Origin of the sequence: Microbulbifer elongatus (assembly GCF_021165935.1) — a bacterium.
GTDB classification, from domain to species: domain Bacteria; phylum Pseudomonadota; class Gammaproteobacteria; order Pseudomonadales; family Cellvibrionaceae; genus Microbulbifer; species Microbulbifer elongatus.
Window position 1 is genome coordinate 4,016,458 of sequence record NZ_CP088953.1, and the last position, 23,699, is coordinate 4,040,156.

Below are 23,699 nucleotides of genomic sequence, written 5' to 3' on the forward strand. Positions count from 1 at the left end.
TATCTAGCCGGCCGCGGCCGGTGGATAAAATTCTGGTCTTCGTTTGAGGAGGCTTCGGCTTAGCGGCGCGCTTCCATCATCTCGATAAACTGGTCGAACAGCGGCGCCACGTCGTGTGGACCCGGGCTCGCTTCCGGGTGGCCCTGGAAACTGAACGCCGGCTTGTCCTTCAGGCGGATGCCTTGCAGGGTGCCGTCGAACAGAGACGTGTGGGTAACTTCCACATTTTCCGGCAGGGAGTCCATATCCACCGCAAAACCGTGGTTCTGCGCGGTGATCATTACCTTGGTGGAGTTCAGGTCCTGCACCGGGTGGTTGCCGCCGTGGTGACCGAACTTCATTTTCGCAGACTTGGCACCCACCGCCAGGCCCAGCAGCTGATGCCCCAGGCAGATACCGTAGGTGGGCAGGCCCGCGTCGAGAATTTCCTTGATCGCCTTGATGGCGTAGTCACAGGGCTCGGGGTCACCGGGGCCGTTGGACAGGAAGACACCGTCCGGATTCATTGCCAGCACCTCGGACGCCGGGGTTTCCGCCGGCACTACCGTAATACTGCAACCGCGATCCACGAGCATGCGCAGGATATTGCGCTTTACACCGTAGTCGTAGGCCACCACGTTAAACGGCTGGGTCGCCGGTGCCGGCTTGTGGCCCTGGCCGAGCGCCCAGGTGCCTTCGTTGAAGTCGTACTTCTCCTTGGTGGAGACCACTTTCGCCAGGTCCATTCCCTTGAGGCCGGCAAATTCCTGGGCCTTTTTCAGGGCTTCGGCTTCGTCCACATTGTCGCCGGCAACGATGCAGCCGCTCTGGGCACCCTTGTCACGCAGGATGCGGGTGAGGCGACGGGTATCGATATCGGCGATGCCGACGATATTGCGCGCCTTCAGGTAATCCTCGAGGGACTGCTCGTTGCGGAAGCTGGAAGCCAGCAGCGGCAGGTCGCGAATCACCAGACCGGCAGACCAGATTTCCGCGCACTCTTCGTCTTCGGCGTTGGTGCCGGTGTTGCCGATATGCGGGTAAGTGAGGGTAACGATCTGGCGGGCATAGGACGGGTCAGTCAGAATTTCCTGATAACCGGTCATGGAGGTGTTGAAAACCACCTCACCAACGGTTGAACCTTCCGCGCCAATGGCGCGACCGCGAAAGACACTGCCATCGGCGAGCACCAACAGTGCCGGGGTGGTGCTGGGCATCAGGGATTCCGGCGTGGGAACGGCGTTGTTCAATTCAATCTCCAGTCGTCAGAACAGCTTCCGGGCGGGGTGAGAGGGGGCACTTTCAGTGCTGCTTCGAGTGAAGTTACAGCTGCAACTTTTTACTCTGCGCCCTTTATAAAAAAGCGAGATGAAACTTCTGCTTCATCTCGCTTATTTATAGAGTTCTTCTCGGGCGCTCACTGAGGCATTTACCTGGGCTCTCACGGTGTGGCCGGCAACCGCTTTTACGGTTGAATGGGCGGAAAAATCCGCCAGCACCGGCGCAATTCGGGGCTGGAAAGCCACGGCCCCTGCTGCCTGTCTCCCCGGTCCCGAGAGGAACTGGGGAACGCCAAATGGCGGGGGAAACTACGGTGGGACCTTTCCAAGCCGGGCGCAGATTCTACGGGAAAATAACGGCGATCGCCAGTACAAATTTACGCCAGAAACCGGGACATCCATGGGCCGACCGGCCAGCCCCGGCGCGGGTCAATGGGTCGCGGTGCGCGTAAGGCGAAACAGGCTGGTACCCATTTTGAGCTCTGCCCGGTCAAGGCGGGTCTTGTTCAGTTGCAGAGACATATTGGCGCCACTGCCGGAGAATTCCACCATCCCCCCCAGCAATGTGAAGCGACTGACATCACTCACCGTCAGCACCGGGAAAAATTCCAGCGCGCCAATGGTCTTTGCCATGGGCTCTTTGCCCAGCTCACCGCCCATCACCACAATCTGGCAACTGCGCGCACGCATATTCTCGCCGTGGTTCACGGTTTCCAGGGAGACCATCCGCCCCTGAATACGGTGGCGATGAAAACGCACGCCCAGTGGAGACATCAGGGCATCGTCCCCCATCACGCAGATACGGAAGGGTGCGTTGGAGCCGCTGAACACCTCAATGGGCCACTGGAAGTGGTGGGCAAAGTGCACGATATAGTCGACCATGACCTTGCGGCCCAGATCGGTATCAGAGAGGTAATCCGCACGGGCGGGGCTGAGGGCAAGCACACTGAGAAGAAGGCTGCAGCACAGCAGGCGACCGCGGGCCGAGCGTGTCGGGTTGATCAATGGACGGAAGTTATACATCTCTGGGGCACCGGCGCGTATATTGGCCCCACCGGCGAATTTGCGGCGGGGCTCCCCCAAGATTAGTCTCGGCCGGCCACCCCCACCACGCAGGAAGCGCGAGCCGGGCGCCAGAAAACGCACACGGCCCGCGCCAGATTGGTCACTCAGTCATCTTCATTCCCAACCGGAATGGCCGGACGCCATTTCAGGGCCTTCTCAATTGCCATGATCATGGAGCCCGCCACGTCCTTGCGGGTGGCGCTCTCAATACCCTCAAGGCCCGGTGAGGAGTTCACCTCCAGTAGCAGCGGCCCTTTCTTGGAGCGGATGATATCCACCCCTGCCACTTTGAGGCCCAGGGTTTTCGCCGCCTTGATTGCCAGCTTGCGCTCTTCCGGCAGGATCTTCACCACAGATGCCGTGCCACCCTGGTGAATATTGGCGCGGAATTCGCCCGGCGCCGCTTCCCGCTGAATCGCGGCAAACACCTTGCCATCCACCACAAACAGACGCAGGTCCTTGCCCTGAGCCTCGCGGATAAACTCCTGCACCAGCAGGTTCACTTTCAGTGACTTGAACGCATTGATCACCGACTCCGCCGCCTTGCGGGTTTCCGCCAGTACCACCCCGCGCCCCTGGGTACCTTCCAGCAGTTTCACGATCAACGGTGCACCGCCGACCATTTCAATCAGCTCATTGGTATCCATGGGTGAATTGGCGAAGCCGGAAATCGGAATATTCAGCCCGCCCTCCTGCAGCAGCTGCAGGGAGTAGAGCTTGTCCCGGGACTGACTGATGGCGGCGGCGCCATTGAGCGCGTACACCCCCATGCTTTCGAAGTGTCGCGTCAGTGCACAGCCATAGAAGGTCATGCTCGGGCGGATACGGGGAATGATCGCATCCAGATTATTCAGGACGCGTCCGTCCCGGTAATGTACTTCCGGGTCCGCGGAGTCCAACTTCATATAGCACTGGCGAATATTCAGGAAGGTCATACGGTGCCCCCGCTCGGCACCGGCTTCCATGATCCGCTGGTTGCTGTACAGATCCGGGTTGGAGGCGAGCACCCCGATGCGCAGACCGGTGCCCGCCATATGGTGCTCGTCGTGGTAGTACTCTTCGATCTGGCTCGGTGGGATTTCCCCCAGACAGAAGCTCTCCGATGGATCCACCAGCATGCGGCCCATCATCGCCTCGCGGCCCAGCAACATGCGGTATCCCATGGAGTCGCGATTGGTCAGGGTCAACTCGATATCCCAGACACTGCCGCCAATGCTGATACTGGTCTTGATCACCAGGCGCTTTTCCGAATCGCCGGAAGAGCTGCGAATGGTTCTGCGGTCGAGCACACGCGCTTCACAGCGCACCCGCGGGCGGCGCAGATTCTGCAGCGGGTGCGCCTCGAAGCTTACCCAGGGCTCACCACCCCGGTTAAATTGCTGGATGTTGTAGGCATGCAGACAGGAGGTCTTGGCTCCCGAATCCACCCGCGCCTTGATGGCGGGAATCCCCAAACCCGGGAATGCACACCATTCCTCACTACCAACAATGATTTTCTTGTCCAAGCAAAGACTCCTGAAAAGATTGGCGAATTATTTCAGCGCCAGTACGTCACGCATATCGTATTGGCCCGCTGCGCGGCCGGTTAACCAGACCGCGGCGCGCACGGCACCGCGGGCGAAGGCCAGGCGACTGCTGGCTTTGTGGGTAATTTCGATGCGCTCGCCATCGGCAAGAAAAGACACCGTGTGCTCCCCCACCACATCGCCACCGCGCACGGTGGCAAAGCCGATGGTCTCCCGCTCGCGGGCACCGGTCTGACCTTCGCGACCGTATACCGCAACCTTGGACAGGTCGCGCCCCAGGGTGTCGGCAATCACCTCACCCATACTGAGTGCGGTGCCGGAGGGCGCATCCACTTTGTGGCGGTGGTGCGCCTCGACGATTTCGATATCCACGTCGTCGCCCAGCACCCGCGCCGCAGTTTCCAGTAAGTTAAAGCACAGATTCACACCGGTGGAAAAATTGGTCGCGAAACACAGCGGCGTTTTATCCCCCGCACTCAGCATCTGCGCGCGCTCCTCCGGGGTAAACCCGGTGGTACCAATCACAATCGCCTTGTGGTGCTCTGCGCAATAGGCGGCATTGGCCAGGGTCGCCCGGGGCGACGTGAAGTCGATCAACACATCAAATTCCGTCTGTTCCAGACTGTCGACAATGGCCAGGCCATTGCGGCCGAGCCCCGCCACTTCCCCGGCATCCGCCCCGACCAGGCTCGACCCCGGGCGCACAATGGCACCGCTCAGCCGGGCCTTGCCTTCCTGCTCCGCATAGGACACCGCCTCTGCCAGTACCCGGCCCATCCGGCCGCCAAAACCTGTGATCGCAATGTTTACTGCCATATTCCCTCACTCTCCTGCTTTGCCGAGGTTTTTTCCACTCACCCGGATGATGCGGTTCAGGCCCCACGGGCGAAAGCGGCGGATTCTACCCCGGTTTTTCAGCGCGCCCTACCAAAATGCACGGTATCGCCAGGCGCACTCGAATACCCCGCCACCAAACCTAACAGAGAACTGACCCGGGAGTTCACCTTGTGACACCAAAATCCTTCACTAGACTTTGAGTAGCCCGAATGAATGGAGCGCCTCTGATGTTTAGTGATTCGCAAAACTCTCTCTGGTCCAACCTGTCTGCCGCCATTCTGGCGATCCTGCTCTCCACCATACTCTCCTTCCCCAGCCACGCCTCCGACAGCAAACTCGGATCGATGGACGACTTCTGGGAAAAATACGACGATATTACGGACTGGATAACCATCCGCCTGAAGCTGACTCCCGAGCAGGAGGATAAGGTTCTGCCCCTGCTGGAAAAGAACTTTAAAGTGCAGATGGCGATTATGGAGGAGTACGGTATCAAGCCGGATACAGAGGTTCCCAAGCTGACCCGGGAGCAGAAAGAAGAGATCGACGCGAAAGTTATTGCCGTGCGCGCCGCCACCCGGGCCGAGGTCATCAAGGTTCTCGAAAAAGAGCAGCTGCAAGAGCTGAAAGAGATCCAGAAGGAGTACCACGAGGAGCTTCGCGAGCGGCTTGCAGAAAACTGACAGCCACAAAAAAGCCCGGGCACGAATGACCGGGCTTTTTTGTGGCGCAGGCAATATGACGCGGCAGTTACAGCTTCATATCACCAAAGAAATTCTTTACCCCTTCAAACCAGCCGGTCTGACGGGGAGAGTTTTTCTTTTCGCTCAGGGTGCGGGCAAACTCGTCCAGCAGCTCTTTCTGCTTGGAAGACAGGTTTACCGGGGTTTCCACGACCACACGGCACAGCAGATCACCGGGTGCCCCGCCGCGCACCGGAGTAACACCTTTGCCGCGCAGGCGGAACAGCTTGCCGGTCTGACTCTCGGCCGGAATCTTAAGTTTGACCTTGCCATCCAGGGTCGGCACCTCCATTTCCCCACCTAGGGCGGCGGTAACAAAGCTGATCGGCACTTCGCAGTACAGGTTCTTGCCGTCGCGCTGGAACAGCTCGTGCTCGCGCACCATCACCTGCACATACAGGTCACCGGCCGGGCCGCCGTCTGGGCCCGCTTCACCTTCGCCCGCTAAACGAATGCGATCACCGGTATCCACACCCGGCGGCACCTTGACCGACAGGGTCTTGGTTTCTTCCACTCGGCCGCGACCGTGACAGCTGTCGCAGGGATCAGTGATGACCGTGCCGCGCCCACGACAGTTGGGACAGGTCTGCTGTACCGAGAAGAAACCCTGTTGCATACGCACCTGACCGGCGCCACCACAGGTACCACAGGTCTGAGGCTTGGAGCCGGCCTTGGCACCGGAGCCGTGGCAGGTGCCACAGTTGACCAGCGTCGGCACCTTGATCTTGACCGTGGTGCCGCGCACGGCGTCTTCCAGGTCCAGGTCCAGGTCGTAACGCAGGTCGGAACCGCGCGCCGGGCCACGGCGGCCGCCACCGGCGCCGCCACCAAAGATATCGCCGAACACATCACCGAAGATATCGGAGAAACCGCCAAAGCCGCCGGCACCAGCGCCCCCCGCCTGGCCATCCACACCAGCGTGACCGAACTGGTCATAGGCCGCTTTCTTTTGCGGATCGGAAAGCACTTCGTAGGCCTCATTGGCCTCTTTGAATTTGTTTTCCGCTTCTTTATCGTCGGGGTTGCGGTCCGGGTGATATTTCATCGCCACCCGGCGGTAAGCTTTTTTCAGCTCCTTTTCATCCGCGCCTTTGCTGACGCCGAGGACTTCGTAGTAATCGCGTTTGGACATAGCTCTGTGTGTTCTTCTTAAAACTGCAGAAGGCGCGAAAGCCCCACTGAGCCCCCGCGCCTTTTTTATTGCCCCACTTTTGTAGGAGTCTGCCTGCAGACTCCTACAAATCAGGGTCGAGACAAATAGTGATTACTTGTCTTCTTTCTTGTCGTCTTTGACTTCTTCGAACTCAGCGTCCACTGCATCGTCACCGCCAGACTGGGCCTGATCCGCCTGCTGGGCCTGATCCGCGGCTGCTTCACCGGCTTGCGCCTGCTCGGCGTACATCTTCTGGGCTACCGGGCCGGAGGCTTCGGTCAGTTTGGTGGTGGCGGCTTCCATTGCGGCCTTGTCGTTGCCTTTTACGGCCTCTTCCGCTTCCGCCAGGGCTGCGTCGATCGCCGCCTTCTCTTCTCCAGTGGCCTTGTCGCCGGCTTCTTCCAGAGTCTTTCTGGTGGCAGAAATCAGGCCGTCGAGGGTGTTGCGGGTGGTTACCAGCTCCTCGAACTGCTTGTCCGCTTCGGCGTTGGCCTCCGCGTCCTGCACCATTTTTTCGATCTCGTCATCGGACAGGCCGGAAGAGGCCTTGATCACGATGGACTGCTCTTTGCCAGTGGCCTTGTCTTTGGCGTGCACATGCAGGATACCGTTGGCATCGATATCGAAGGTCACTTCGATCTGCGGCATGCCGCGCGGTGCCGGCGGGATGTCGGCCAGGTCGAAACGACCCAGGGACTTGTTCTGCGCGGCCTGCTTGCGCTCACCCTGCACCACGTGAATGGTCACGGCAGTCTGATTGTCATCGGCGGTAGAGAACACCTGGGACTTTTTGGTCGGGATGGTGGTGTTCTTCTCGATCAGCGGAGTCGCAACGCCGCCCATGGTTTCAATACCCAGAGTCAGCGGGGTAACGTCCAGCAGCAGTACGTCTTTCACGTCGCCACCGAGAACCGCGCCCTGAATGGCCGCGCCCACGGCGACGGCTTCGTCCGGGTTCACGTCTTTACGCGGCTCTTTACCGAAGAATTCGGTGACCTTGGACTGAACCAGCGGCATGCGGGTCTGACCGCCCACCAGAATCACTTCGTCGATCCCGGAGGCAGACAGGTCGGCGTCGGCCAGCGCCGTTTTTACCGGCTCCAGAGAGCGGGTTACCAGATCTTCTACCAGGCTTTCCAGCTTGGCGCGGGTCAGTTTGACCACAAGGTGCTTGGGACCCGTGGCGTCTGCGGTGATGTACGGCAGATTGACTTCGGTCTGCTGGCTGGAAGACAGCTCGATCTTGGCTTTTTCCGCGGCCTCTTTCAGGCGCTGCATGGCGAGCGGGTCGCCTTTCAGGTCGATGCTCTGCTCTTTCTTGAACTGCTCGGCCAGGTAGTCGATCAGGCGCAGGTCGAAGTCCTCACCACCGAGGAAGGTGTCACCGTTGGTGGACAGTACTTCAAACTGCTTCTCGCCATCGACGTCGGCAATCTCGATGATGGAGATATCGAAGGTACCACCACCCAGGTCGTAAACCGCGATGGTGCGGTCGCCACCGGCTTTGTCCATGCCGTAGGCCAGGGCCGCAGCGGTCGGCTCGTTGATGATGCGCTTCACGTCCAGACCAGCGATGCGGCCGGCGTCTTTGGTGGCCTGACGCTGGGAGTCGTTGAAGTAGGCCGGCACGGTGATGACCGCCGCGTCCACTTTCTCACCGAGGAAGTCTTCCGCGGTTTTCTTCATCTTTTTCAGCACTTCCGCAGAGATCTGCGGCGGGGCTTTCTTGTCGCCCTTGACTTCTACCCAGGCGTCACCGTTCTCGGCTTCAACGATGGAGTAAGGCACCATTTTGATGTCTTTCTGTACAACGTCGTCTTTGAACTTACGGCCGATCAGGCGCTTCACCGCGAACAGGGTGTTCTGCGGATTGGTCACCGCCTGGCGCTTGGCGGACTGGCCCACCAGCACTTCGTTGTCCTCGGTAAACGCAACGATGGAAGGGGTGGTGCGATCGCCTTCGGCGTTCTCAATGACGCGGGCCTTGTCGCCGTCCAGTACCGCCACACAGCTGTTGGTGGTACCCAGGTCGATGCCGATGATTTTTCCCATGCTCTAAATCCTCACTTTGCTGCGCGCGCCCGCACTCAGTGTGCTATCTGCCTGGCGCTGCGCGGTTTAATTCGGTTGCCTGCTTATATTGGTGCCGCCGTTCACATTTCAAGGGCGGCGCCACAGGGTTTTGTGATGAAAAGACGGACTGCCTTACGGCGCCTTGCTGACCACCACCATCGCCGGGCGCACCAGGCGGCCGTTCAGACGGTAGCCTTTCTGGAACACGTCCAGCACGGTATTCGGCTCCACGTCCGGGTTCGACACCTGAGTCATGGCCTGGTGCAGCTCCGGGTCGAAGGGCTCACCCGCGGGATCGATCACCTCCACACCAGACTTGGTCAGGGTATCGATAAAGGACTTCTGGGTGAGTTCGATCCCTTCCGCCACTGCCTTTTGCGCCTCGTCCTCGGTATTGATGGAAGAGAGCGCGCGCTCCAGGTTGTCTACAACCGGCAGCAGCTCCTTGATCAGCTTCTCCACACCAAATTTGTGGGCCTTTTCCACATCCTGCTGGGCGCGACGGCGGGCATTCTGCACCTCCGCCTGGGCGCGCAGCACCATCTCCTTGTGGTCTGCCAGTTGCTGATGCAGGGAGGCGATCTCTTCTTCCAGGGCACTTTCGCCACCGGCCAGCTCCTCCGCCAGCGCTTCTTCGGCGGCTTGCTGCTCTTCAGCGCTCGGGGTTTCCACCTCGGCGGCCTGTTCCGCCTGATCGCCAGTCTCGATCTGTTCTTCTTCGCTGCGCTCTTTGGCCACTGCTTTCTCCGTCTGTGTCCGTCGGACTACTGCCAATTGGTCAAAATGGATACACACCGTCAGCGATACTGCCACCGGTGATGTGGCTATATGGGGGCGTCAGCGGGCACTTCAAGTGATCGCACTCACGGGGCGTGATGCAGGGAGGATAATGTGGCAACCACCCCGTGACTAAGTTGATTGCCTCGCAATCAACCCCCGAGGTGATTGAAAGCCACTGGATAAATACTGTATAAACAACCACTATTAAGCCCAAAATCTAACAACGGCGATCACATTCCCATGTTGCTGCATCTGTCTATCAGTCAGTTCACCCTGGTCGACCAGCTGGAGCTGGAGTTTGGCCCGGGCACCAGCACCCTCACCGGGGAAACCGGCGCGGGCAAATCCATTACCCTCGACGCTCTCGGGCTCGCCCTCGGGGACCGCGGCAACGGTGATCTGGTCCGGGCCGGCGCCAAGCGTGCCGATATCCACGCCACCTTCGATATCAGCGCCCATCAAGATGCCCGCGCGTGGCTCGAAGAGCAGGAAATGGACGCGGGGCGCGAAGTGATCCTGCGCCGCACCATCAGCGCCGACGGCCGCTCCCGCGCCTATATCAACGGCCAGCCGGTAACCCTGATGCAGCTTCGCACCCTCGGTGAGCAGCTGATCGATATCCACAGCCAGCACGAACACCAGTCCCTGCTGAAAAAGGACACCCACCGCCGCCTGCTGGACGAATATGCCCACGCCGAGGCCCAGAGCGCGGAAGTGCGCATTCACTACAAGACCTGGCAGGACCAGTACCGCCGCTACCGCAAACTGGCCGACAGCGCCGAGGAAACCCAGGCCCGCCGCGACCTGCTGGAGTATCAGCTGCAGGAGCTGGAACAGCTGGACCTGAAACCCAGCGAACTGGAAGAGCTGGAGAGCGAACAGCGCCAGCTGGCCAATGCCGGCGACATCCTGAATGGCAGCTACCAGCTGGCCGCGCTGCTGAACGGCGGCGAGGGCGATATTGCCGAGCAGCTGCACCGCGCCCTGCAACTGGTCGGCGCCATGCCCGAGCAGAGCCCGGCACTGGCCGAGGTGGCGCAGATGCTCGACAGCGCGCGCATCCAGATCGACGAAGCCGGCAGCACCCTGTCCCGGCATATCGACCGCTTCGAAATGGACCCTGAGCGGCTGGCAGAAGTGGAGGAGCGCCTGTCCGCCATCTACTCCATTGCCCGCAAGCACCGGGTACAGCCGGACCAGCTGCCGGAATTACAGCAGCAGTGGCAGCAGGAGCTGGAAGAAATCGGTGCGCCGGACGCTCTCGACAAGCTGGCCAGTGAATGCGAGCGCCTGGAGCAGGACTTCCGCACGGCCGCGGGCAATCTCAGCAAGTTACGCAGCGCCGCCGCGCGCAAGCTGGCCGATGCGGTAAACGCGCAACTGGCGGACCTGGCGATGCCCCACGCGCGTGTGGAGTTGGCGCTCACCGCGCTGGAAAAACCCACCGCTACCGGGCTGGAAGAAGTGGAAATCCTGATTGCCACCAACCCGGGGCAACCGGTGCGGGCGCTGGGGAAGATCGCCTCCGGTGGCGAACTGTCCCGGGTCAGCCTGGCCATTCAGGTGGTTACCGCACAAACCTCCCGCACCCCCACCCTGGTGTTCGACGAAGTGGATGTGGGTATCGGCGGCGCCACCGGCGATGTAGTGGGCAAACTGCTGCGCCAACTGGGCGAGCGCGGCCAGGTAATCTGCGTTACCCACCTGGCACAGGTGGCCGCACGTGCACACCGACAGTACCTGGTGGAGAAGCACAGCGACGGCGAAGCCGCGTTTGTGGCCTTACGGGAGCTGAAAGACGGCGAGCGCAGTGCCGAAGTGGCGCGCATGCTGGGTGGAGAAGCTACTGCCCAGTCCCTCGCTCACGCCGAGGAGATGCTGGCGCGGGCCTGACCCGCGCCGCGCGCCGGCGATGATAAGCCCTGCCCGCAGCAGGCAGGTGTCTGAGCAGTCACAACCATCCCGGCATTGAGACCGAAATTGACCGAAAGTGGCGGGAGATTCACTTTATACTGCCCCGCCCGCACTCAGGCCCCGCCGGGGATACAACTACACTGACGGGCAAAGAACTCGGTCTCAACATGCAAACCACCATATTCAACACCCCTATTCTCACTCCCTGTCTGCGACTGCTGGCGCGCCTGCTGCTCCGGCTGCACGGCTGGAAAGTGGTCGCTGACGAGCGCGCACTGAAACTGAAAAAATACGTGATGCTGGCCGCCCCCCACACATCCAACTGGGATGGCTACTTCTTTATCCTTGCGGCGCTGAAGCTGAAGGTAAACCCGCAGTGGATGGGCAAAGACAAGCTGTTCCCGTTTCCTCTGGGTGGCGTGATGCGCTGGTTTGGCGGTATTGCGGTGGATCGCAGCAAGGCCAACAACCTGGTGGAGGCCACCATCAACCAGTACAAGGCGCGCGACGAACTGGTGATCGCAGTGCCGCCGGAGGGCACCCGCGGCAAAGCCGAGCGCTGGAAAACCGGCTTCTACCATATCGCCCGCGGCGCCGCGGTGCCCGTGGTGTGTGGCTTTATCGATTTCGCGCGCAAGGAGGCCGGGCTGGGACCGGTCATGGAGATGGGGGAAAACCTGGCCCGGGAGCTGGCACGCTTTGGCGAGTTTTATGGGACCAAAGTGGGTAAATACCCCGAAGATTACACCCCCCCCGGTGTAGCGAGCGGGTATTCGCAGGCATTACAGAACAGGCATTAAAAAAGGGAGCGATCTGCTCCCTTTTTTAATGTCGTAAAGAATCAACCGAGCCTGATCAGCTCTCTTTCTTCTTCACGTACAGCACCAGGCTATGGCCGGTCAGCTCGTAGCCGTGCTCTTCGGCGATCTGGTGTTGCAGCTCTTCAATCTGCTCATTGTGAAACTCGATCACCTTGCCGGAGTCGGTACACACCATATGGTCGTGGTGGTCGCCGCGGTCCAGCTCGAAAACCGAGTGGCCACCGTCAAAGTTATGGCGCATCACCAGGCCTGCACTCTCAAACTGGGTCAGGACCCGGTACACGGTCGCCAGCCCCACGTCCTCACCGGCTTCCAGCAGCATCTTGTACACATCCTCAGCGCTCAGATGCTGTTCGCTGGCGCTTTCCAGCAGCTGCAGAATTTTTACGCGCGGCGGGGTGACCTTGAGGCCAGCCTTGCGCAGTTCCTGATTTTCGTTCGACATGGGTATTCAGATTCCGGATGTGTTTTCTCTATCGGTGTTTCGCCTGTCGGCAGGCGAATAGTTCGGGTATTATCCACGCCCAGTGTGGGCAGCGAAACCCCAACCGCTGAAATCGCCATCCGTGCCCCGAGCACCCCGATGAGGATTCTCCTGCTGATCAGGGAACTTAATCCCTCGAATGGCGACTATTCTGTGTTGGGGCGGGGTGTCGGTCGCCCGAGTCACCCGCTCCCCCACGCGCGCTCCGCGGTCGCGGAGACACGACGGAACCATAAAAATCCAGATGGAGCATTCAATGCCATCAGTTGTACGTATTCTGCTGATCGCCGGGCTGGTTAGCCTGGTTACCGGTTGCAGCCTGTTCAAATTCCCCGGGGTGCACCGCATTCAGGTTCAGCAGGGCAATATCATCACCCAGGAAATGGTCGACAAACTGCAGCCGGGTATGACCCGCCGCCAGGTACGCTTTGTGCTGGGGACCCCGCTGGTGGAAGACACCTTCAATCCCAACCGTTGGGACTATATCAACCGGGTGCGCAGCCCCAAAGGGGAAGAAACCCAGCAGCGCTTCACCGTGTACTTCAACGGCGACCAGCTGATCGAGACCAGCGGCGACTGGCAGCCGGCCAACTGGCCCTGATGTCCCCCCTGCGGCGGCGCTATCAGCCGCCCTCCGCCTGACGCTTCGCCTTCGCCGCCCGCTGCTTGCGCGCCTCTTTGGGGTCGGCAATCAGTGGCCGGTACACTTCCACCCGGTCTCCGGGCTGCAAAACATACTCGGACGCCACCGCCAGCCCCTTGGTGCCGAGCGCCTGGCCGAAAATCCCCAGCTTCGCGGTAGTAGGATCCACTTCCGGATACTCCCGCGGTATGCCTGAAAGCTCCAACGCCTGCAGCGCCGTAGTGCCCGGCTCCACCAGCAGGCTCATCAGGCGCTGCTCGTGGGGCAGCGCATAAACCACCTCTACGGCGATGGTTTTCTGCTTGGTCATCCGTTTTCTCCATGTATTCCGTTCTGTTCATACACCTGCTTGGCCCGCTCGCACATGGCATCCACCATCTGATTGGCAATGCCACTGAACAGCTTGCCAACGGCAGCGCCCAGCAGACGGTTCTCCACACTGAACGACAGGGTAAATGCCACCTTGCAGGCATTCTCGGCCAAGGGGGTAAAGGTCCAGCAGCCATTGAAGGTGCTGAAGGGCCCGTCCACCAGCACCAGTTCCATCCGGTCCGGGCGCTGCAACCGGTTGCGCGTGGTGAAACTCTGACTGATACCGGCGCGGGACAGATCCAGGCGGGCTTCCAGGGTTTCTTCGTCCCGGTACAGTACTTCCGCGCTGCGACAACCCGGTAAAAACTGCGGGTAGCTGGCCACATCATTCACCAGGTCAAACATCTGTTCCGCGCTGAACATCACCAGCGCACTGCGTTCAATTTTTGTCATCGATTAAATTTTATTCATCACTGATCGATTGCCCACAGAGGCGGAATTCTTGCCTATCCTGTGTGGCACGGGGCAATTTTCGCCCACGACGCTATTCAAGGCGGATAAATCCTGCAACAATCAGCTTTTATCCGCCCGGGTGTTCCGGGCCATAAGACCGGCCGCCACCTCACCACCGGCGGCCACAGCCGCAATCATTCAGACGACAAGAATAAAAGGCAAGCGAGATACCCATGTCTGCAGCTCGAGAACATTTCGGATCCCGCGTTGGATTTATCCTGGCCGCCGCAGGCTCCGCGGTCGGCATTGGCAACCTGGTCGCTTTCCCGGTCGCCGCAACCAAAAGCGGGGGCGGTGCTTTCCTGCTGGTGTATGCCCTGTTCGTGTTTCTGATCTGCCTGCCGGTGATGATGGCGGAGCTGGCCCTTGGCCGCAAAACGGATAAAGACCCCGTGGGCGCCTATCGACAGCTCTCCGGCGGCTCGAAACTCTGGCGTATTCCCGGCTGGCTGGCCCTCTTCACCCCATTTATGATCGCCGTATTCTATATGGTGGTCACGGTGTGGGTCCTGGGCTATCTGGTAGAAATCTTCAAAGGCAATCTGACCAGCCTCACCACCGAGGCCTACTTCGGTGCCTTTATCAATTCCAAAACCGTCTTCTTCTATCTGATCGCGCTGATGCTGATCATCAATGGCGTCCTTTCAATGGGGGTAAAAGACGGTATCGAGCGCGCAGCCAAAACCCTGATGCCCCTGCTGTTTGTGATGCTGCTGGTACTGGTGCTGTTTGTTCTGACCCGCGAAAACGCCATGCTCGGAGTGCAATACTACCTGATTCCCGATTTCTCCAAACTCAGCGGCGAAGTCGTCAGCAAGGCGATGGCACAGGCCTTCTTCTCCCTGTCTCTGGGCATGGGTATCATGATTACCTACGGCTCTTACATGAAGAAGCGGGACTCCATTCCCGGCTCCGCCAAAGCGGTGGCACTCACCGACACCATGGTCGCCATCACCGCCGGCCTGTTGATTCTGCCGAGTATCTTCCACTTCAACCCGCAGATTGACACCACCTCCCTGAGCGACTCCTCGGCCGGTATGATCTTCCTGTTCCTGCCCAAGATCTTCCTCTCCCTGCAGGACAGCATCGGCTATACCGGCGCGAGCGTATTCGCCGCCGCCTTCTTTTTCCTGGTCTTCGTCGCGGCGCTGACATCACTGGTGTCCATTATCGAGGTGCCCATCGCCACCCTGCGCGATGAGCGCGGCATGAGCCGCAAGACAGCAATCTATACCGTCGCAGCGGTGCAGTTTGTCCTCGCTGTGGGCTGTGCCATGTCATTTGGCATGGCAGACTGGCTGACCCAGTTTGTGAGCCTGGCGGGCAGCGATAAATCCTTCTTCGATCTGGTAGAAATCGTGTTTTACGATACCATCCTGCCCCTGAACGGCCTGCTGGTTTGTATCTTTGTGATCTACAAGTGGAAGCGAGCCAATTTCGACCAGGAGCTGCACGAGGGCGACAGCGGCTTTGCCGGCTCTTTCTCGCAGAAATATGTAAACTTCGCCCTCGGTACCTTTATCCCGGCAATCCTGCTGCTGATCTTTATCAACACGGTTGCACTGAAGTTTTTCGGCTCCAGCATTCTTTAAAAGACACGACATTCGCCTGCGACAGGCACACAGAAGTATTCATGGCAAAAAAGAAAAAGGCCCCGTCCTCAAACACCATCGCCCTCAACAAGAAGGCCAAGCACGATTATTTTATCGAGGAGAAGTTTGAGGCAGGCATGGAATTACAGGGCTGGGAGGTCAAATCCTGCCGCGAGGGCAAGGCCCAGCTCACCGACAGCTACGTACTGTTCAAAGATGGCCAGGCCTGGCTGCTGGGTGCGCGTATCCAGCCGCTGCCCAGCGCCTCCACCCACTTTGTGACCGAGCCGGATCGCACCCGCCGGCTGCTGCTGAACAAGCGCGAGATTGCCAAACTGGTCGCCGCGGTGAACCAGAAGGGCTACGCCTGCGTGTGTACCGCCATTTACTGGAAAAAACACCTGATCAAATGCGAAATCGCGCTGGCCAAGGGTAAAGCCTCCCACGACAAGCGCGAGACCCTGAAAGAGCGGGACTGGAACCGCCAGAAACAGCGGGTGATGCGCACCGAACACCGGTAACCCGGGAATAGAATCACCTCGCTTAGGGGCCTGCTTGCAGGCTCCTACAGGGAACAACTACAGAAGAATAACGACGAGATTCACCAATGAGTGCACCGCGAGGACAGTTCAGTTCCAATTTCGGCTTCCTGATGGCCGCTGCCGGCTCTGCCGTAGGCCTGGGCAATATCTGGGGTTTCCCCACCAATGTGGCCGCCAACGGGGGCGCCGCCTTTGTCGTGGTCTACCTGGTGCTGGCGTTTATGCTGGCCTATCCGGTGCTGATGGCGGAACTCGCCATTGGCCGTCACGCCCGCAGCAATATGGTGAAGGCGCTGCGCGGCATCGCCAGCGGCCCGGTGAGCCGCGGCGTGGGCACGCTCGCCGGCTTCGGCGGTATCGCCGTTGCCTCCCTGATTCTCAGTTTTTACGCCATTGTCGCCGGCTGGATGGTCGCGCACCTGGCGGACCCATTTGCCGCGCTGGTCGGCGCCACCGATACCGCAAACTGGCTTACCGGCGACAGCACCACCCGCAACATCACCTTCACCGCCATCTTCAGTGGCCTCACCATGCTGATCATCGCCAGTGGGGTGGAGAAGGGTATCGAGCGCTGGTCCACACTGCTAATGCCGGCACTGATCATCCTGTTGCTACTGCTGATCGTCTACGTACTCACCCAGCCCGGCGCCGTACAGGGTCTGGAGGCCTACCTGATTCCGGACTTCAGCAAACTGTCGCCGCAGCTGCTGCTCTCTGCCATGGGCCAGGCCTTTTTTTCCCTGTCGCTGGGTGTGGGCACCATGCTGATTTACGGCTCCTATCTCAGCAAACAGGAAAGCCTGCCGCGCCTGGGGGCGCTGGTGACCCTGATCGATGTGGGGATCGCCTTCACCGCCGGCCTGCTGATTCTGCCGGCCATGTACGTGGCTCAGGAAGCCGGTACCCAGATCTTCGCCGAGTCCGGCGACCTGATCGCCGGCCCCGGCCTGATCCTGCAGGTACTGCCCGCCCTGTTCGACACCATGGGTACCAGTGGCCTGTTTGTGGCGATTGCCTTTTTTGCCCTGATGACCATCGCATCGCTCACCTCCTCCATTTCCATGCTGGAAGTACCAGTGGCCTTTTCCATCGAGAATCTGGGGCTCAAACGCAAGCCCGCCACCCTGATGATGGGCGCGATCATTTTTGCCATCAGCAGCCTGATCATTTTCAATTTTGACGCGCTGTTTGGCCTGGTGATTTCCATCAGCACCGAATACGGGCAGCCATTACTGGGCGTGGCCCTGTGCGTATTCGCCGGCTGGATCTGGCGTCGCGACCAGCTGCTGAAAGAGCTGCAGGAAGGTCACCCGGGCATCGAGCACACCCTGTTCTGGAAGATCTGGCCCTGGTACGTGCGCATTGTCTGCCCGCTGCTGATCCTCGCCGCGTTTGCACAGTCCGTGCTGTAACGACCGGTTCTAAACGACCGTCTTAAAGAGACCGATGTACCGGCTGGGCTGCCAGAACGCAGCCCAGCGCCCCTTCTCCAACCGCCCCTAGTTTCCCCATAGTCTCCCATGCCAGCCAGAAAACCACCCTCGTTCGTCCGCAACCGCTCCGCCAACGGCAACAAACGCCCGGCGAAACCGAAACCCGTACAGGGCACTCCGGAGCTGCAAATAGAGCGCTTCAGCCACGAGATGCGCGGTATCGCTCGTCATCAGGGCAAAACCGTGTTTGTGGATAACGCACTGCCAGGCGAGAAGGTGCGCGCCCGCTTTACCGCACAGCGGGCCAAGTTTGATGAAGCGGTGGCGATCGACATTATCGAGCCCTCTGCGGATCGCCTTGTGCCCCCCTGCCCCCACGCCGAGGTATGCGGCGGCTGTGCACTGCAGCAGATGACGCCAGAGGCGCAGATTCACGCCAAGCAGCAGATTCTTCTGGAGCAGTTGCAGCGCTTTGCCAAAGCCACCCCAGAGGCAATCATTCCACCGCTGACCGGCGCGCCCCTGGGTTACCGCCACAAAGCGCGCCTCGGGGTGCGCCTGGTAAAACCCAAGAGCGGAGGCAAGCCACAACTGGTGCTCGGATTCCGGGAAAAAGGCTCCAATGATCTCACCGAGATCGAACAGTGCCCGGTTCTGCCCAGTGCCGCCTCGGCACTGATCCCCAGCCTGAAGAAAACCCTGCTGCAGAGTGCCGGCCGTCGGGCAATCGGACACATCGAAATTGCCGCCGGTGACGACCATATCGCCCTGGTCATTCGCCACCTGCAACCCCTCAGCGCCGAGGACCTGGAGCGCTGGTGCGCATTCGCCCGAGAACACGGGCTGCACCTGTACCTGCAGGGAGAAAACGATGACCACAGCACCCGCAAGGTCTGGCCCCCATCCGGCCCGGAGCGCCTGAGCTACGCCCTGCCCGCGTTCGGCCTGACACTGAATTTTCACCCCCGGGACTTTATTCAGGTCAACTTCGACATCAATCGGCAGATGGTCTCCCAGGCCCTCGCACTGCTCGACGTACAGCCCCAGGACCGGGTGCTGGACCTTTTTTGCGGGCTCGGCAACTTCACCCTGCCACTGGCCACCCGCGCGCGGGAAGTGGTCGCGGTGGAAGGCCTGCTGTCGCTGACCCGGCGCGGCCGCGAGAACGCGGAGGCCAATGGTCTTCACAACATCCGGTTCCAGGCTGCCGACCTCAACAGTGATTTCACCCGCAGCTCCTGGGCCCGCGGCGGCTTCGACCGCATCCTGCTGGACCCACCGCGCAGTGGCGCCCTGGAGGTAGTGCGCAATATCCGCCACTTCAACGCCAGCGCCATCCTCTACATATCCTGCAACCCCGCCACCCTCGCCCGGGACGCCGCGGAACTTCTGCAGGCCGGCTACCGTCTAAGCAAAGCGGGCGTAATGGACATGTTCCCCCATACCACACATGTGGAGTCCATCGCCCTGTTCGAGAAGGCCTGAACCGACAGTCAAACTTTTTTAAGTCACGTCTATTGTGACAATCCGGCTTCAGGTATAATGCCCGATACGCAAACGTGCTTTAGCGCTAGGCGGCCACTGAATTTGGGGATGACTTGGATTCGACGCCGGTGACAAAACCATGGGTGCATGCCGTGATGGTAGCGAATCACGTAAATCAAAAGCTGCATTTTATTAGTTGCCAACGACGACAACTACGGTGCCCAACTGGCTGCGTAAGCAGCCCGTAAAGCACTACTAAGGGTTCGCCCCTTAGCGGCCTTCAGTAAGGTGCCAGTACCGCGCTGATAGCTGTCATACAGAACTGGATCGCCGTGAACCGTGCCTGTCGGGGATCGGTTAAAACTTTTACAGGTTCGCCAATTACGTCCTGCCCATCGGGCTGTATGCGGCTAAATCAATAGATGGATCTAAGCATGTAGAGCCTCTGGCGGAGTGCTGACGGACGCGGGTTCGACTCCCGCCATCTCCACCAAATTAAAAAGGCCCGTTACCGCAAGGTAACGGGCCTTTTTAATTTGGAAGAGCTGACGCGAGTGGAATTCAAAGCGCCGGGTTCGAGCAGCGCGCCCCACGGCGCGCTAAGACAGCCGCAGGCTGCCCCCCCTGTTACTCTCCCCGGCAATTAAAGCAAGCACTCTATTCTAAGGCCATCATTCTTAGACCCGCTTCCCACCCTTTTGCCTTAAACCCCCGGTGAGCCCGAACTATATTTGTAAGTAAGTACGTAAACGCCCCCCTTATCACCATCCTGACCATGAATGACAAAAAAGCCCGGGTTATCTACATTGGTACCGGTTGGACTCTCGAAGCCAGGTTGACTTGGATTGATTGATTCGCCTTCTACGAAATTACTGCCATCGAGAGTTACCGTTCCCAACGACGTATCTGAGCCCACATCTGAATCCCACAAATTTAAATTTACTTTATAGAGCGCGTACTTCAGTAAAGGAACGGCTAAATAATTACTACCGGTAGGGTTCGCACCGGTCAAAACAACTGAATCACTGGCCTTCATTGGGGTGTATACCGGTGGATTTGGCCAAATCTGATTGTATTTATCCGAGGCAGTTCCAATGGTCATATAGACATTGTCTGTGCCGTCATCTAATTTCCCAATCGCTTTAAGAACTTCTGAATAGACTGAACCCACCGCTTGGGCTGCAGCCCCAACAACTTGCATTCTGGGATCTGGAGCGCCAGCCAGCGCCTGACCAAACGCATCGTAGGCTGAGCCAATGGAATTGGAGATTTGCTCTACTGTTCCAGCTGAAATGTCATTTGAAGCTTCCACACAAAACAGCTCTCCAAGTGTGGCATAAACTGGATCCTCAGCTGTTGCGCCGAATGAAAGGGTAAATTGACAACGATCATGAGCTGAAGCGAAGGTTGCCTGATTAGCGACCTCCGATTGATCGGGTGGATAAGCTCCACTGGAAATAGTATAGGTCGCCAGCAACTCTTCATGTATAACTTTATCCTTATAAACTTTTACTACCACGTCCCCCGTGTAAGGAACACGATAGTTAATCGCTAGCTGCGTGTTATTTCCGACACGGGTATATTTGTTTACGCTAGGATAGCTCATCGTTTTCGCCGCCAGCCCCAACCTGACTTCAATATAGTACTCGATCTCGACACGAATGTTCATGTGGTTGTCGCCAATAGATGCGTCGCTCACTTGCAAAGTCGTCAGTTCTAAATAGGTGGTCACAATAGGTCTCACTGTATTACGGGTTATAATCATCTGTTTAGTACGTTCAGCAGTATCTTAACGGCCCCAAAAAAGATAAAAATTACCCAGAAGTTGTACAACATCTGAACCTACAGCCACTGAACACCGGGACAGGACGTACTCCTTTTGGCCTATTGCATACGCCTGTAGAAGAATTCAAAGTAAAAAACCAAGAAGCACTACTGTAATAATAAAGACCCCCATATGTCAGAGTCTCCCGCATTGGCGGATATCGTAAAGACCGAGCAAGCTAAATTTATCTTCAAGCACGCACCGACTGGGACAATATCGAATGTCATCGTTAGCAGTGCTGTGTACTTTATCGGTGAACGAATTGTTCCTGGAGATAGCTTGTGGCACTGGTTTTGGGCTGTGCAAGTGATGGTCATCTTTCGACTGGGTGTAATTTTTTATTTCAGATATGCGGCCAAGGAGAAGGCTGCAAACCATCAAATGGCATGCGTACGCCTCTACAGTTTCGGAGTATTTTTAACTGCTCTAAGCTGGTGCTATGGTCTGATTCTATTTTCACACCCTGTACCTATTGCTTACCAAGTTATCGTGCAAATGATTCTGGTAGGCTTCTGTGTTGGCGCCTTATCCTCCGGATATGCCTATATGCCTTCGGTGTTAGCTTACGTCGCACCTATATCTGCGACTATATTTATGTTTTCGCTATTGTCAGACCACCCTGCCTACAAAATTATGGCAGTTGCATACCCACTATATGCACTGGTTATTACAAAACTCTGCTATAGCACGAGCAATGAATTTAAAAACAACTTAAAACTACAGCACGAACTGAACGAACGTCGCATAGAAGCAGAAAAAGCAAACTCATCTAAGTCTCAGTTTTTAGCGGCAACAAGCCATGACCTCCGGCAACCCTTACATGCCATCAGCCTGTTCTGTGGCGCGCTGAAAAATATGCCATTGCCGTCACAAGCGGAGCCGGCAGTGGAAAATATCAGCAAATCAATTGAACCCTTAAGTGGATTATTCTCTGGCCTGCTGGACATATCAAAGCTGGATGCAGACATTGTGAGCGTTGAAAAGGAGGATGTGGAACTGGGTGCAGCGCTGGAACCCTTAAGGAATGAATTTTCAGCTTTAGCCAGTGAGAAGAGTATCGATTTCGCATGGCACATTGAAGAAAATATCGTCAGTGTGGACATTGAAATATTACGTCGAATCGTCCGAAACCTCCTGTCCAACGCTTTTAAATACACCAACGCCGGTCGTATCGAGCTAATCGGCCAGGCGCAGAGCGGGAGCATTTCATTAGCAGTAAAAGATACTGGAATCGGCGTTGCAAAGGCAGATCAGGAAATAATTTTTGAAGAGTATGTTCAGTTAAACAACCCGGAAAGAGACAGGTCACGTGGCCTGGGTTTAGGACTGGCAATCGTATCCCGCTTGTGCCGCCTAATGAAATATAAGTTGCACGTTGACTCAACACCAGGAAAAGGGAGCTCCTTTTACTTTTCCATCCCAATAAGCCATGTAAAACCTTATAGAAAACCATCAGCCAACCCGCTGGCTAATTTTGATGAATTGTATGTTGTCGTGATTGATGATGAAAAATCGATACGAGAAGGCACGAAACTTCTACTGGAAAGCTGGGGCTGCTCAACCGACACCTTTCCGGATAAAGACAGCACTATTAACCACCTTAAGCAAAAGAAAAAAAAGCCTGAACTGATTCTGGCAGACTATCGATTGTCAAATTATGTATCGGGTATAGACGTGATAAAGGCCATTCGAGAATTATTTGAGGAGCCGATTCTTTCAGCGGTCATTTCCGGCGACACCGCGCCGGAGCCCCTAAAAGAGGTAGAAAAAAACAATCTGTTATTACTGCACAAGCCAATCAATCTAGCAAAGTTACGATCGCTATTAAACCAGGCAAAAAGAGAAAAAACTCAGATCTTGACAACGGGAATTTAAGCCTGCAAATCGAAGCCGCGCAAGGCATGTGTGGCTTCAGTCCGATTTGAAACATTTAAGGCTTTCAGTATCGCAGCAACATGGGCTTTTACTGTTGCTTCCGTGCAGCCTAGACTTCGCGCGATCTCCTTATTTGAAAGGCCCTTGCTGACAAGCATTAAAACTTCGCGCTGCCGACGCGTCAAAATTTCCAATACGTCAGCAGACCCTACATCTCTGTCAGAACGTTTTCCGGTCTGAAACTCGACAAGCTGTGGCGGAATGTATACGCCACCTGCCAATACAAGTTGAACCGCACTCTTAATAATTTCAGGAGAGGCTGACTTAGGAATATACCCAACGGCCCCCAACTCAAATGCATGCCGCATATCATGGCGATCGAGTGAAGCCGAAACCATGATGATACTACTGAGCACAGAGCTTTGTTGAATTTTAGGAATCAACGAAAATCCGTCAATTTCCGGCATACATAAATCAAGCAAGCATAAATCCGGCTTTTCTTTCTTAATAAATATTAGTGCCTCTTCAGCATTAGTAAAAACCGAAACCGAAGATCGAACATCCAATTTAATTGCGACTGAGGCCATGGCCTCAGCGAAAAGCTGATGATCGTCGACCACGACAACACTGAGATTAGAATTTTCTGACATAGATAGGATTCGTAAACTCGGATTCTACTCAGTAGTAGTGATCAGACCAGCTGTACTTGGGAAAAGTACAGGCCAGAAGTGTCCGCATAAAATAGATTGCCCATACGCCGACAAAAAATCGTAAAGCGCATATTATCTCACGCAATCACTCTGGAACTATAAACTACCTTTTGCGGC

At 57.5% G+C, this 23,699-nt stretch carries 21 protein-coding genes and 1 other RNA gene; 10 read left to right on the top strand and 12 right to left on the bottom strand.

From position 1 onward, the window contains the following. Window positions 1-59: 59 nt before the first annotated feature. The 4 genes from carA to dapB all read right to left on the bottom strand — a co-directional run bounded on the left by carA (window position 60) and on the right by dapB (window position 4,666). Window positions 60-1,196 carry a glutamine-hydrolyzing carbamoyl-phosphate synthase small subunit gene (carA, locus tag LRR79_RS16520; RefSeq protein ID WP_231760050.1) on the bottom strand — a complete coding sequence of 379 codons (1,137 nt, stop codon included), beginning with the start codon at window positions 1,194-1,196 and terminating at the stop codon, window positions 60-62. Window positions 1,197-1,688: 492 nt separating this feature from the next. Continuing rightward, the gene (locus LRR79_RS16525; RefSeq protein WP_231758256.1) at window positions 1,689-2,282 is read right to left on the bottom strand and encodes a YfiR family protein; all 594 of its coding nucleotides are present in this window, start codon (window positions 2,280-2,282) and stop codon (window positions 1,689-1,691) included. Between the two features lie 146 nt (window positions 2,283-2,428). Beyond that, window positions 2,429-3,829 (bottom strand): 30S ribosomal protein S6--L-glutamate ligase, encoded by a 1,401-nt coding sequence (gene rimK / locus LRR79_RS16530; protein ID WP_439651606.1) that lies wholly within the window; start codon window positions 3,827-3,829, stop codon window positions 2,429-2,431. 27 nt (window positions 3,830-3,856) lie between these two features. Further along, on the bottom strand, window positions 3,857-4,666 hold the full coding sequence (dapB, locus tag LRR79_RS16540; protein WP_231758257.1) for a 4-hydroxy-tetrahydrodipicolinate reductase: 810 nt from the start codon (window positions 4,664-4,666) through the stop codon (window positions 3,857-3,859). 248 nt (window positions 4,667-4,914) lie between these two features. Between dapB and LRR79_RS16545 the strand changes: the two genes are divergently transcribed. Then, window positions 4,915-5,367: a hypothetical protein gene (locus tag LRR79_RS16545; protein ID WP_231758258.1), complete on the top strand. Its 453-nt coding sequence runs from the start codon at window positions 4,915-4,917 to the stop codon at window positions 5,365-5,367. Between the two features lie 67 nt (window positions 5,368-5,434). Here the strand turns inward: LRR79_RS16545 and dnaJ are convergent, their stop codons facing one another. The 3 genes from dnaJ to grpE form a co-directional block, all read right to left on the bottom strand. Beyond that, window positions 5,435-6,559, bottom strand: coding sequence for a molecular chaperone DnaJ (gene dnaJ / locus LRR79_RS16550; protein ID WP_231758259.1), 1,125 nt, complete (start codon window positions 6,557-6,559; stop codon window positions 5,435-5,437). Window positions 6,560-6,691: 132 nt separating this feature from the next. After that, the gene (gene dnaK / locus LRR79_RS16555) at window positions 6,692-8,632 is read right to left on the bottom strand and encodes a molecular chaperone DnaK (protein WP_231758260.1); all 1,941 of its coding nucleotides are present in this window, start codon (window positions 8,630-8,632) and stop codon (window positions 6,692-6,694) included. 153 nt (window positions 8,633-8,785) lie between these two features. Then, complete coding sequence (grpE, locus tag LRR79_RS16560) at window positions 8,786-9,391, bottom strand: nucleotide exchange factor GrpE (protein ID WP_231758261.1); 606 nt, start codon at window positions 9,389-9,391, stop codon at window positions 8,786-8,788. Window positions 9,392-9,673: 282 nt separating this feature from the next. Here grpE and recN point away from each other — a divergent pair, with 282 nt between their 5' ends. Together recN and LRR79_RS16570 are read left to right on the top strand one after the other, a co-directional pair. Then, window positions 9,674-11,326: a DNA repair protein RecN gene (recN, locus tag LRR79_RS16565; protein ID WP_231758262.1), complete on the top strand. Its 1,653-nt coding sequence runs from the start codon at window positions 9,674-9,676 to the stop codon at window positions 11,324-11,326. 188 nt (window positions 11,327-11,514) lie between these two features. Beyond that, window positions 11,515-12,147: a 1-acyl-sn-glycerol-3-phosphate acyltransferase gene (locus LRR79_RS16570; RefSeq protein ID WP_231758263.1), complete on the top strand. Its 633-nt coding sequence runs from the start codon at window positions 11,515-11,517 to the stop codon at window positions 12,145-12,147. Window positions 12,148-12,202: 55 nt separating this feature from the next. On the opposite strand, the gene fur is transcribed toward LRR79_RS16570, so the two are convergent. Beyond that, a complete protein-coding gene (fur, locus tag LRR79_RS16575; RefSeq protein WP_231758264.1) occupies window positions 12,203-12,613 on the bottom strand; it encodes a ferric iron uptake transcriptional regulator in 411 nt (136 codons plus the stop codon). A 295-nt stretch (window positions 12,614-12,908) separates the two neighbouring features. Here fur and LRR79_RS16580 point away from each other — a divergent pair, with 295 nt between their 5' ends. Further along, a complete protein-coding gene (locus tag LRR79_RS16580; RefSeq protein ID WP_231758265.1) occupies window positions 12,909-13,253 on the top strand; it encodes an outer membrane protein assembly factor BamE in 345 nt (114 codons plus the stop codon). A 22-nt stretch (window positions 13,254-13,275) separates the two neighbouring features. On the opposite strand, the gene LRR79_RS16585 is transcribed toward LRR79_RS16580, so the two are convergent. Both LRR79_RS16585 and LRR79_RS16590 read right to left on the bottom strand, forming a co-directional pair. Further along, the gene (locus LRR79_RS16585) at window positions 13,276-13,605 is read right to left on the bottom strand and encodes an RnfH family protein (RefSeq protein ID WP_231758266.1); all 330 of its coding nucleotides are present in this window, start codon (window positions 13,603-13,605) and stop codon (window positions 13,276-13,278) included. Next, window positions 13,602-14,060: a type II toxin-antitoxin system RatA family toxin gene (locus LRR79_RS16590; protein WP_231758267.1), complete on the bottom strand. Its 459-nt coding sequence runs from the start codon at window positions 14,058-14,060 to the stop codon at window positions 13,602-13,604. The genes LRR79_RS16585 and LRR79_RS16590 overlap by 4 nt, the downstream gene beginning before the upstream one ends. A 233-nt stretch (window positions 14,061-14,293) precedes the next feature. On the opposite strand from LRR79_RS16590, the gene LRR79_RS16595 reads away from it, so the two are divergent. The 5 genes from LRR79_RS16595 to ssrA all read left to right on the top strand — a co-directional run bounded on the left by LRR79_RS16595 (window position 14,294) and on the right by ssrA (window position 19,665). Then, window positions 14,294-15,712 carry a sodium-dependent transporter gene (locus tag LRR79_RS16595; RefSeq protein ID WP_231758268.1) on the top strand — a complete coding sequence of 473 codons (1,419 nt, stop codon included), beginning with the start codon at window positions 14,294-14,296 and terminating at the stop codon, window positions 15,710-15,712. Window positions 15,713-15,753: 41 nt separating this feature from the next. Next, on the top strand, window positions 15,754-16,233 hold the full coding sequence (gene smpB / locus LRR79_RS16600; RefSeq protein WP_226704060.1) for an SsrA-binding protein SmpB: 480 nt from the start codon (window positions 15,754-15,756) through the stop codon (window positions 16,231-16,233). An 86-nt stretch (window positions 16,234-16,319) separates the two neighbouring features. Next, window positions 16,320-17,666, top strand: coding sequence for a sodium-dependent transporter (locus LRR79_RS16605; RefSeq protein ID WP_231758269.1), 1,347 nt, complete (start codon window positions 16,320-16,322; stop codon window positions 17,664-17,666). Between the two features lie 108 nt (window positions 17,667-17,774). Further along, on the top strand, window positions 17,775-19,172 hold the full coding sequence (rlmD, locus tag LRR79_RS16610) for a 23S rRNA (uracil(1939)-C(5))-methyltransferase RlmD (RefSeq protein WP_231758270.1): 1,398 nt from the start codon (window positions 17,775-17,777) through the stop codon (window positions 19,170-19,172). Window positions 19,173-19,276: 104 nt separating this feature from the next. Then, window positions 19,277-19,665: a transfer-messenger RNA gene (gene ssrA / locus LRR79_RS16615) on the top strand. 210 nt (window positions 19,666-19,875) lie between these two features. On the opposite strand, the gene LRR79_RS16620 is transcribed toward ssrA, so the two are convergent. Further along, complete coding sequence (locus LRR79_RS16620; protein WP_231758271.1) at window positions 19,876-20,904, bottom strand: hypothetical protein; 1,029 nt, start codon at window positions 20,902-20,904, stop codon at window positions 19,876-19,878. Between the two features lie 225 nt (window positions 20,905-21,129). Here LRR79_RS16620 and LRR79_RS16625 point away from each other — a divergent pair, with 225 nt between their 5' ends. Continuing rightward, window positions 21,130-22,872: an ATP-binding protein gene (locus LRR79_RS16625; protein WP_231758272.1), complete on the top strand. Its 1,743-nt coding sequence runs from the start codon at window positions 21,130-21,132 to the stop codon at window positions 22,870-22,872. Here the strand turns inward: LRR79_RS16625 and LRR79_RS16630 are convergent. Further along, window positions 22,869-23,522, bottom strand: a complete 654-nt coding sequence (locus LRR79_RS16630) for a response regulator (RefSeq protein ID WP_231758273.1) — start codon at window positions 23,520-23,522, stop codon at window positions 22,869-22,871. The genes LRR79_RS16625 and LRR79_RS16630 overlap by 4 nt on opposite strands. Window positions 23,523-23,699: the final 177 nt, after the last annotated feature.

Excerpts from the sequence above, each read along its gene's own strand:
- rlmD (WP_231758270.1), top strand. The coding sequence starts at position 17,775 with ATGCCAGCCAGAAAACCACCCTCGTTCGTCCGCAACCGCTCCGCCAAC.
- dapB (WP_231758257.1), bottom strand. The coding sequence starts at position 4,666 with ATGGCAGTAAACATTGCGATCACAGGTTTTGGCGGCCGGATGGGCCGG.
- LRR79_RS16630 (WP_231758273.1), bottom strand. The coding sequence starts at position 23,522 with ATGTCAGAAAATTCTAATCTCAGTGTTGTCGTGGTCGACGATCATCAG.
- LRR79_RS16580 (WP_231758265.1), top strand. The coding sequence starts at position 12,909 with ATGCCATCAGTTGTACGTATTCTGCTGATCGCCGGGCTGGTTAGCCTG.
- dnaJ (WP_231758259.1), bottom strand. The coding sequence starts at position 6,559 with ATGTCCAAACGCGATTACTACGAAGTCCTCGGCGTCAGCAAAGGCGCG.
- LRR79_RS16590 (WP_231758267.1), bottom strand. The coding sequence starts at position 14,060 with ATGACAAAAATTGAACGCAGTGCGCTGGTGATGTTCAGCGCGGAACAG.
- smpB (WP_226704060.1), top strand. The coding sequence starts at position 15,754 with ATGGCAAAAAAGAAAAAGGCCCCGTCCTCAAACACCATCGCCCTCAAC.
- LRR79_RS16595 (WP_231758268.1), top strand. The coding sequence starts at position 14,294 with ATGTCTGCAGCTCGAGAACATTTCGGATCCCGCGTTGGATTTATCCTG.
- LRR79_RS16545 (WP_231758258.1), top strand. The coding sequence starts at position 4,915 with ATGTTTAGTGATTCGCAAAACTCTCTCTGGTCCAACCTGTCTGCCGCC.
- LRR79_RS16585 (WP_231758266.1), bottom strand. The coding sequence starts at position 13,605 with ATGACCAAGCAGAAAACCATCGCCGTAGAGGTGGTTTATGCGCTGCCC.
- recN (WP_231758262.1), top strand. The coding sequence starts at position 9,674 with ATGTTGCTGCATCTGTCTATCAGTCAGTTCACCCTGGTCGACCAGCTG.
- fur (WP_231758264.1), bottom strand. The coding sequence starts at position 12,613 with ATGTCGAACGAAAATCAGGAACTGCGCAAGGCTGGCCTCAAGGTCACC.
- carA (WP_231760050.1), bottom strand. The coding sequence starts at position 1,196 with ATGCCCAGCACCACCCCGGCACTGTTGGTGCTCGCCGATGGCAGTGTC.
- LRR79_RS16605 (WP_231758269.1), top strand. The coding sequence starts at position 16,320 with ATGAGTGCACCGCGAGGACAGTTCAGTTCCAATTTCGGCTTCCTGATG.
- LRR79_RS16525 (WP_231758256.1), bottom strand. The coding sequence starts at position 2,282 with ATGTATAACTTCCGTCCATTGATCAACCCGACACGCTCGGCCCGCGGT.
- dnaK (WP_231758260.1), bottom strand. The coding sequence starts at position 8,632 with ATGGGAAAAATCATCGGCATCGACCTGGGTACCACCAACAGCTGTGTG.
- LRR79_RS16570 (WP_231758263.1), top strand. The coding sequence starts at position 11,515 with ATGCAAACCACCATATTCAACACCCCTATTCTCACTCCCTGTCTGCGA.
- LRR79_RS16625 (WP_231758272.1), top strand. The coding sequence starts at position 21,130 with ATGTCAGAGTCTCCCGCATTGGCGGATATCGTAAAGACCGAGCAAGCT.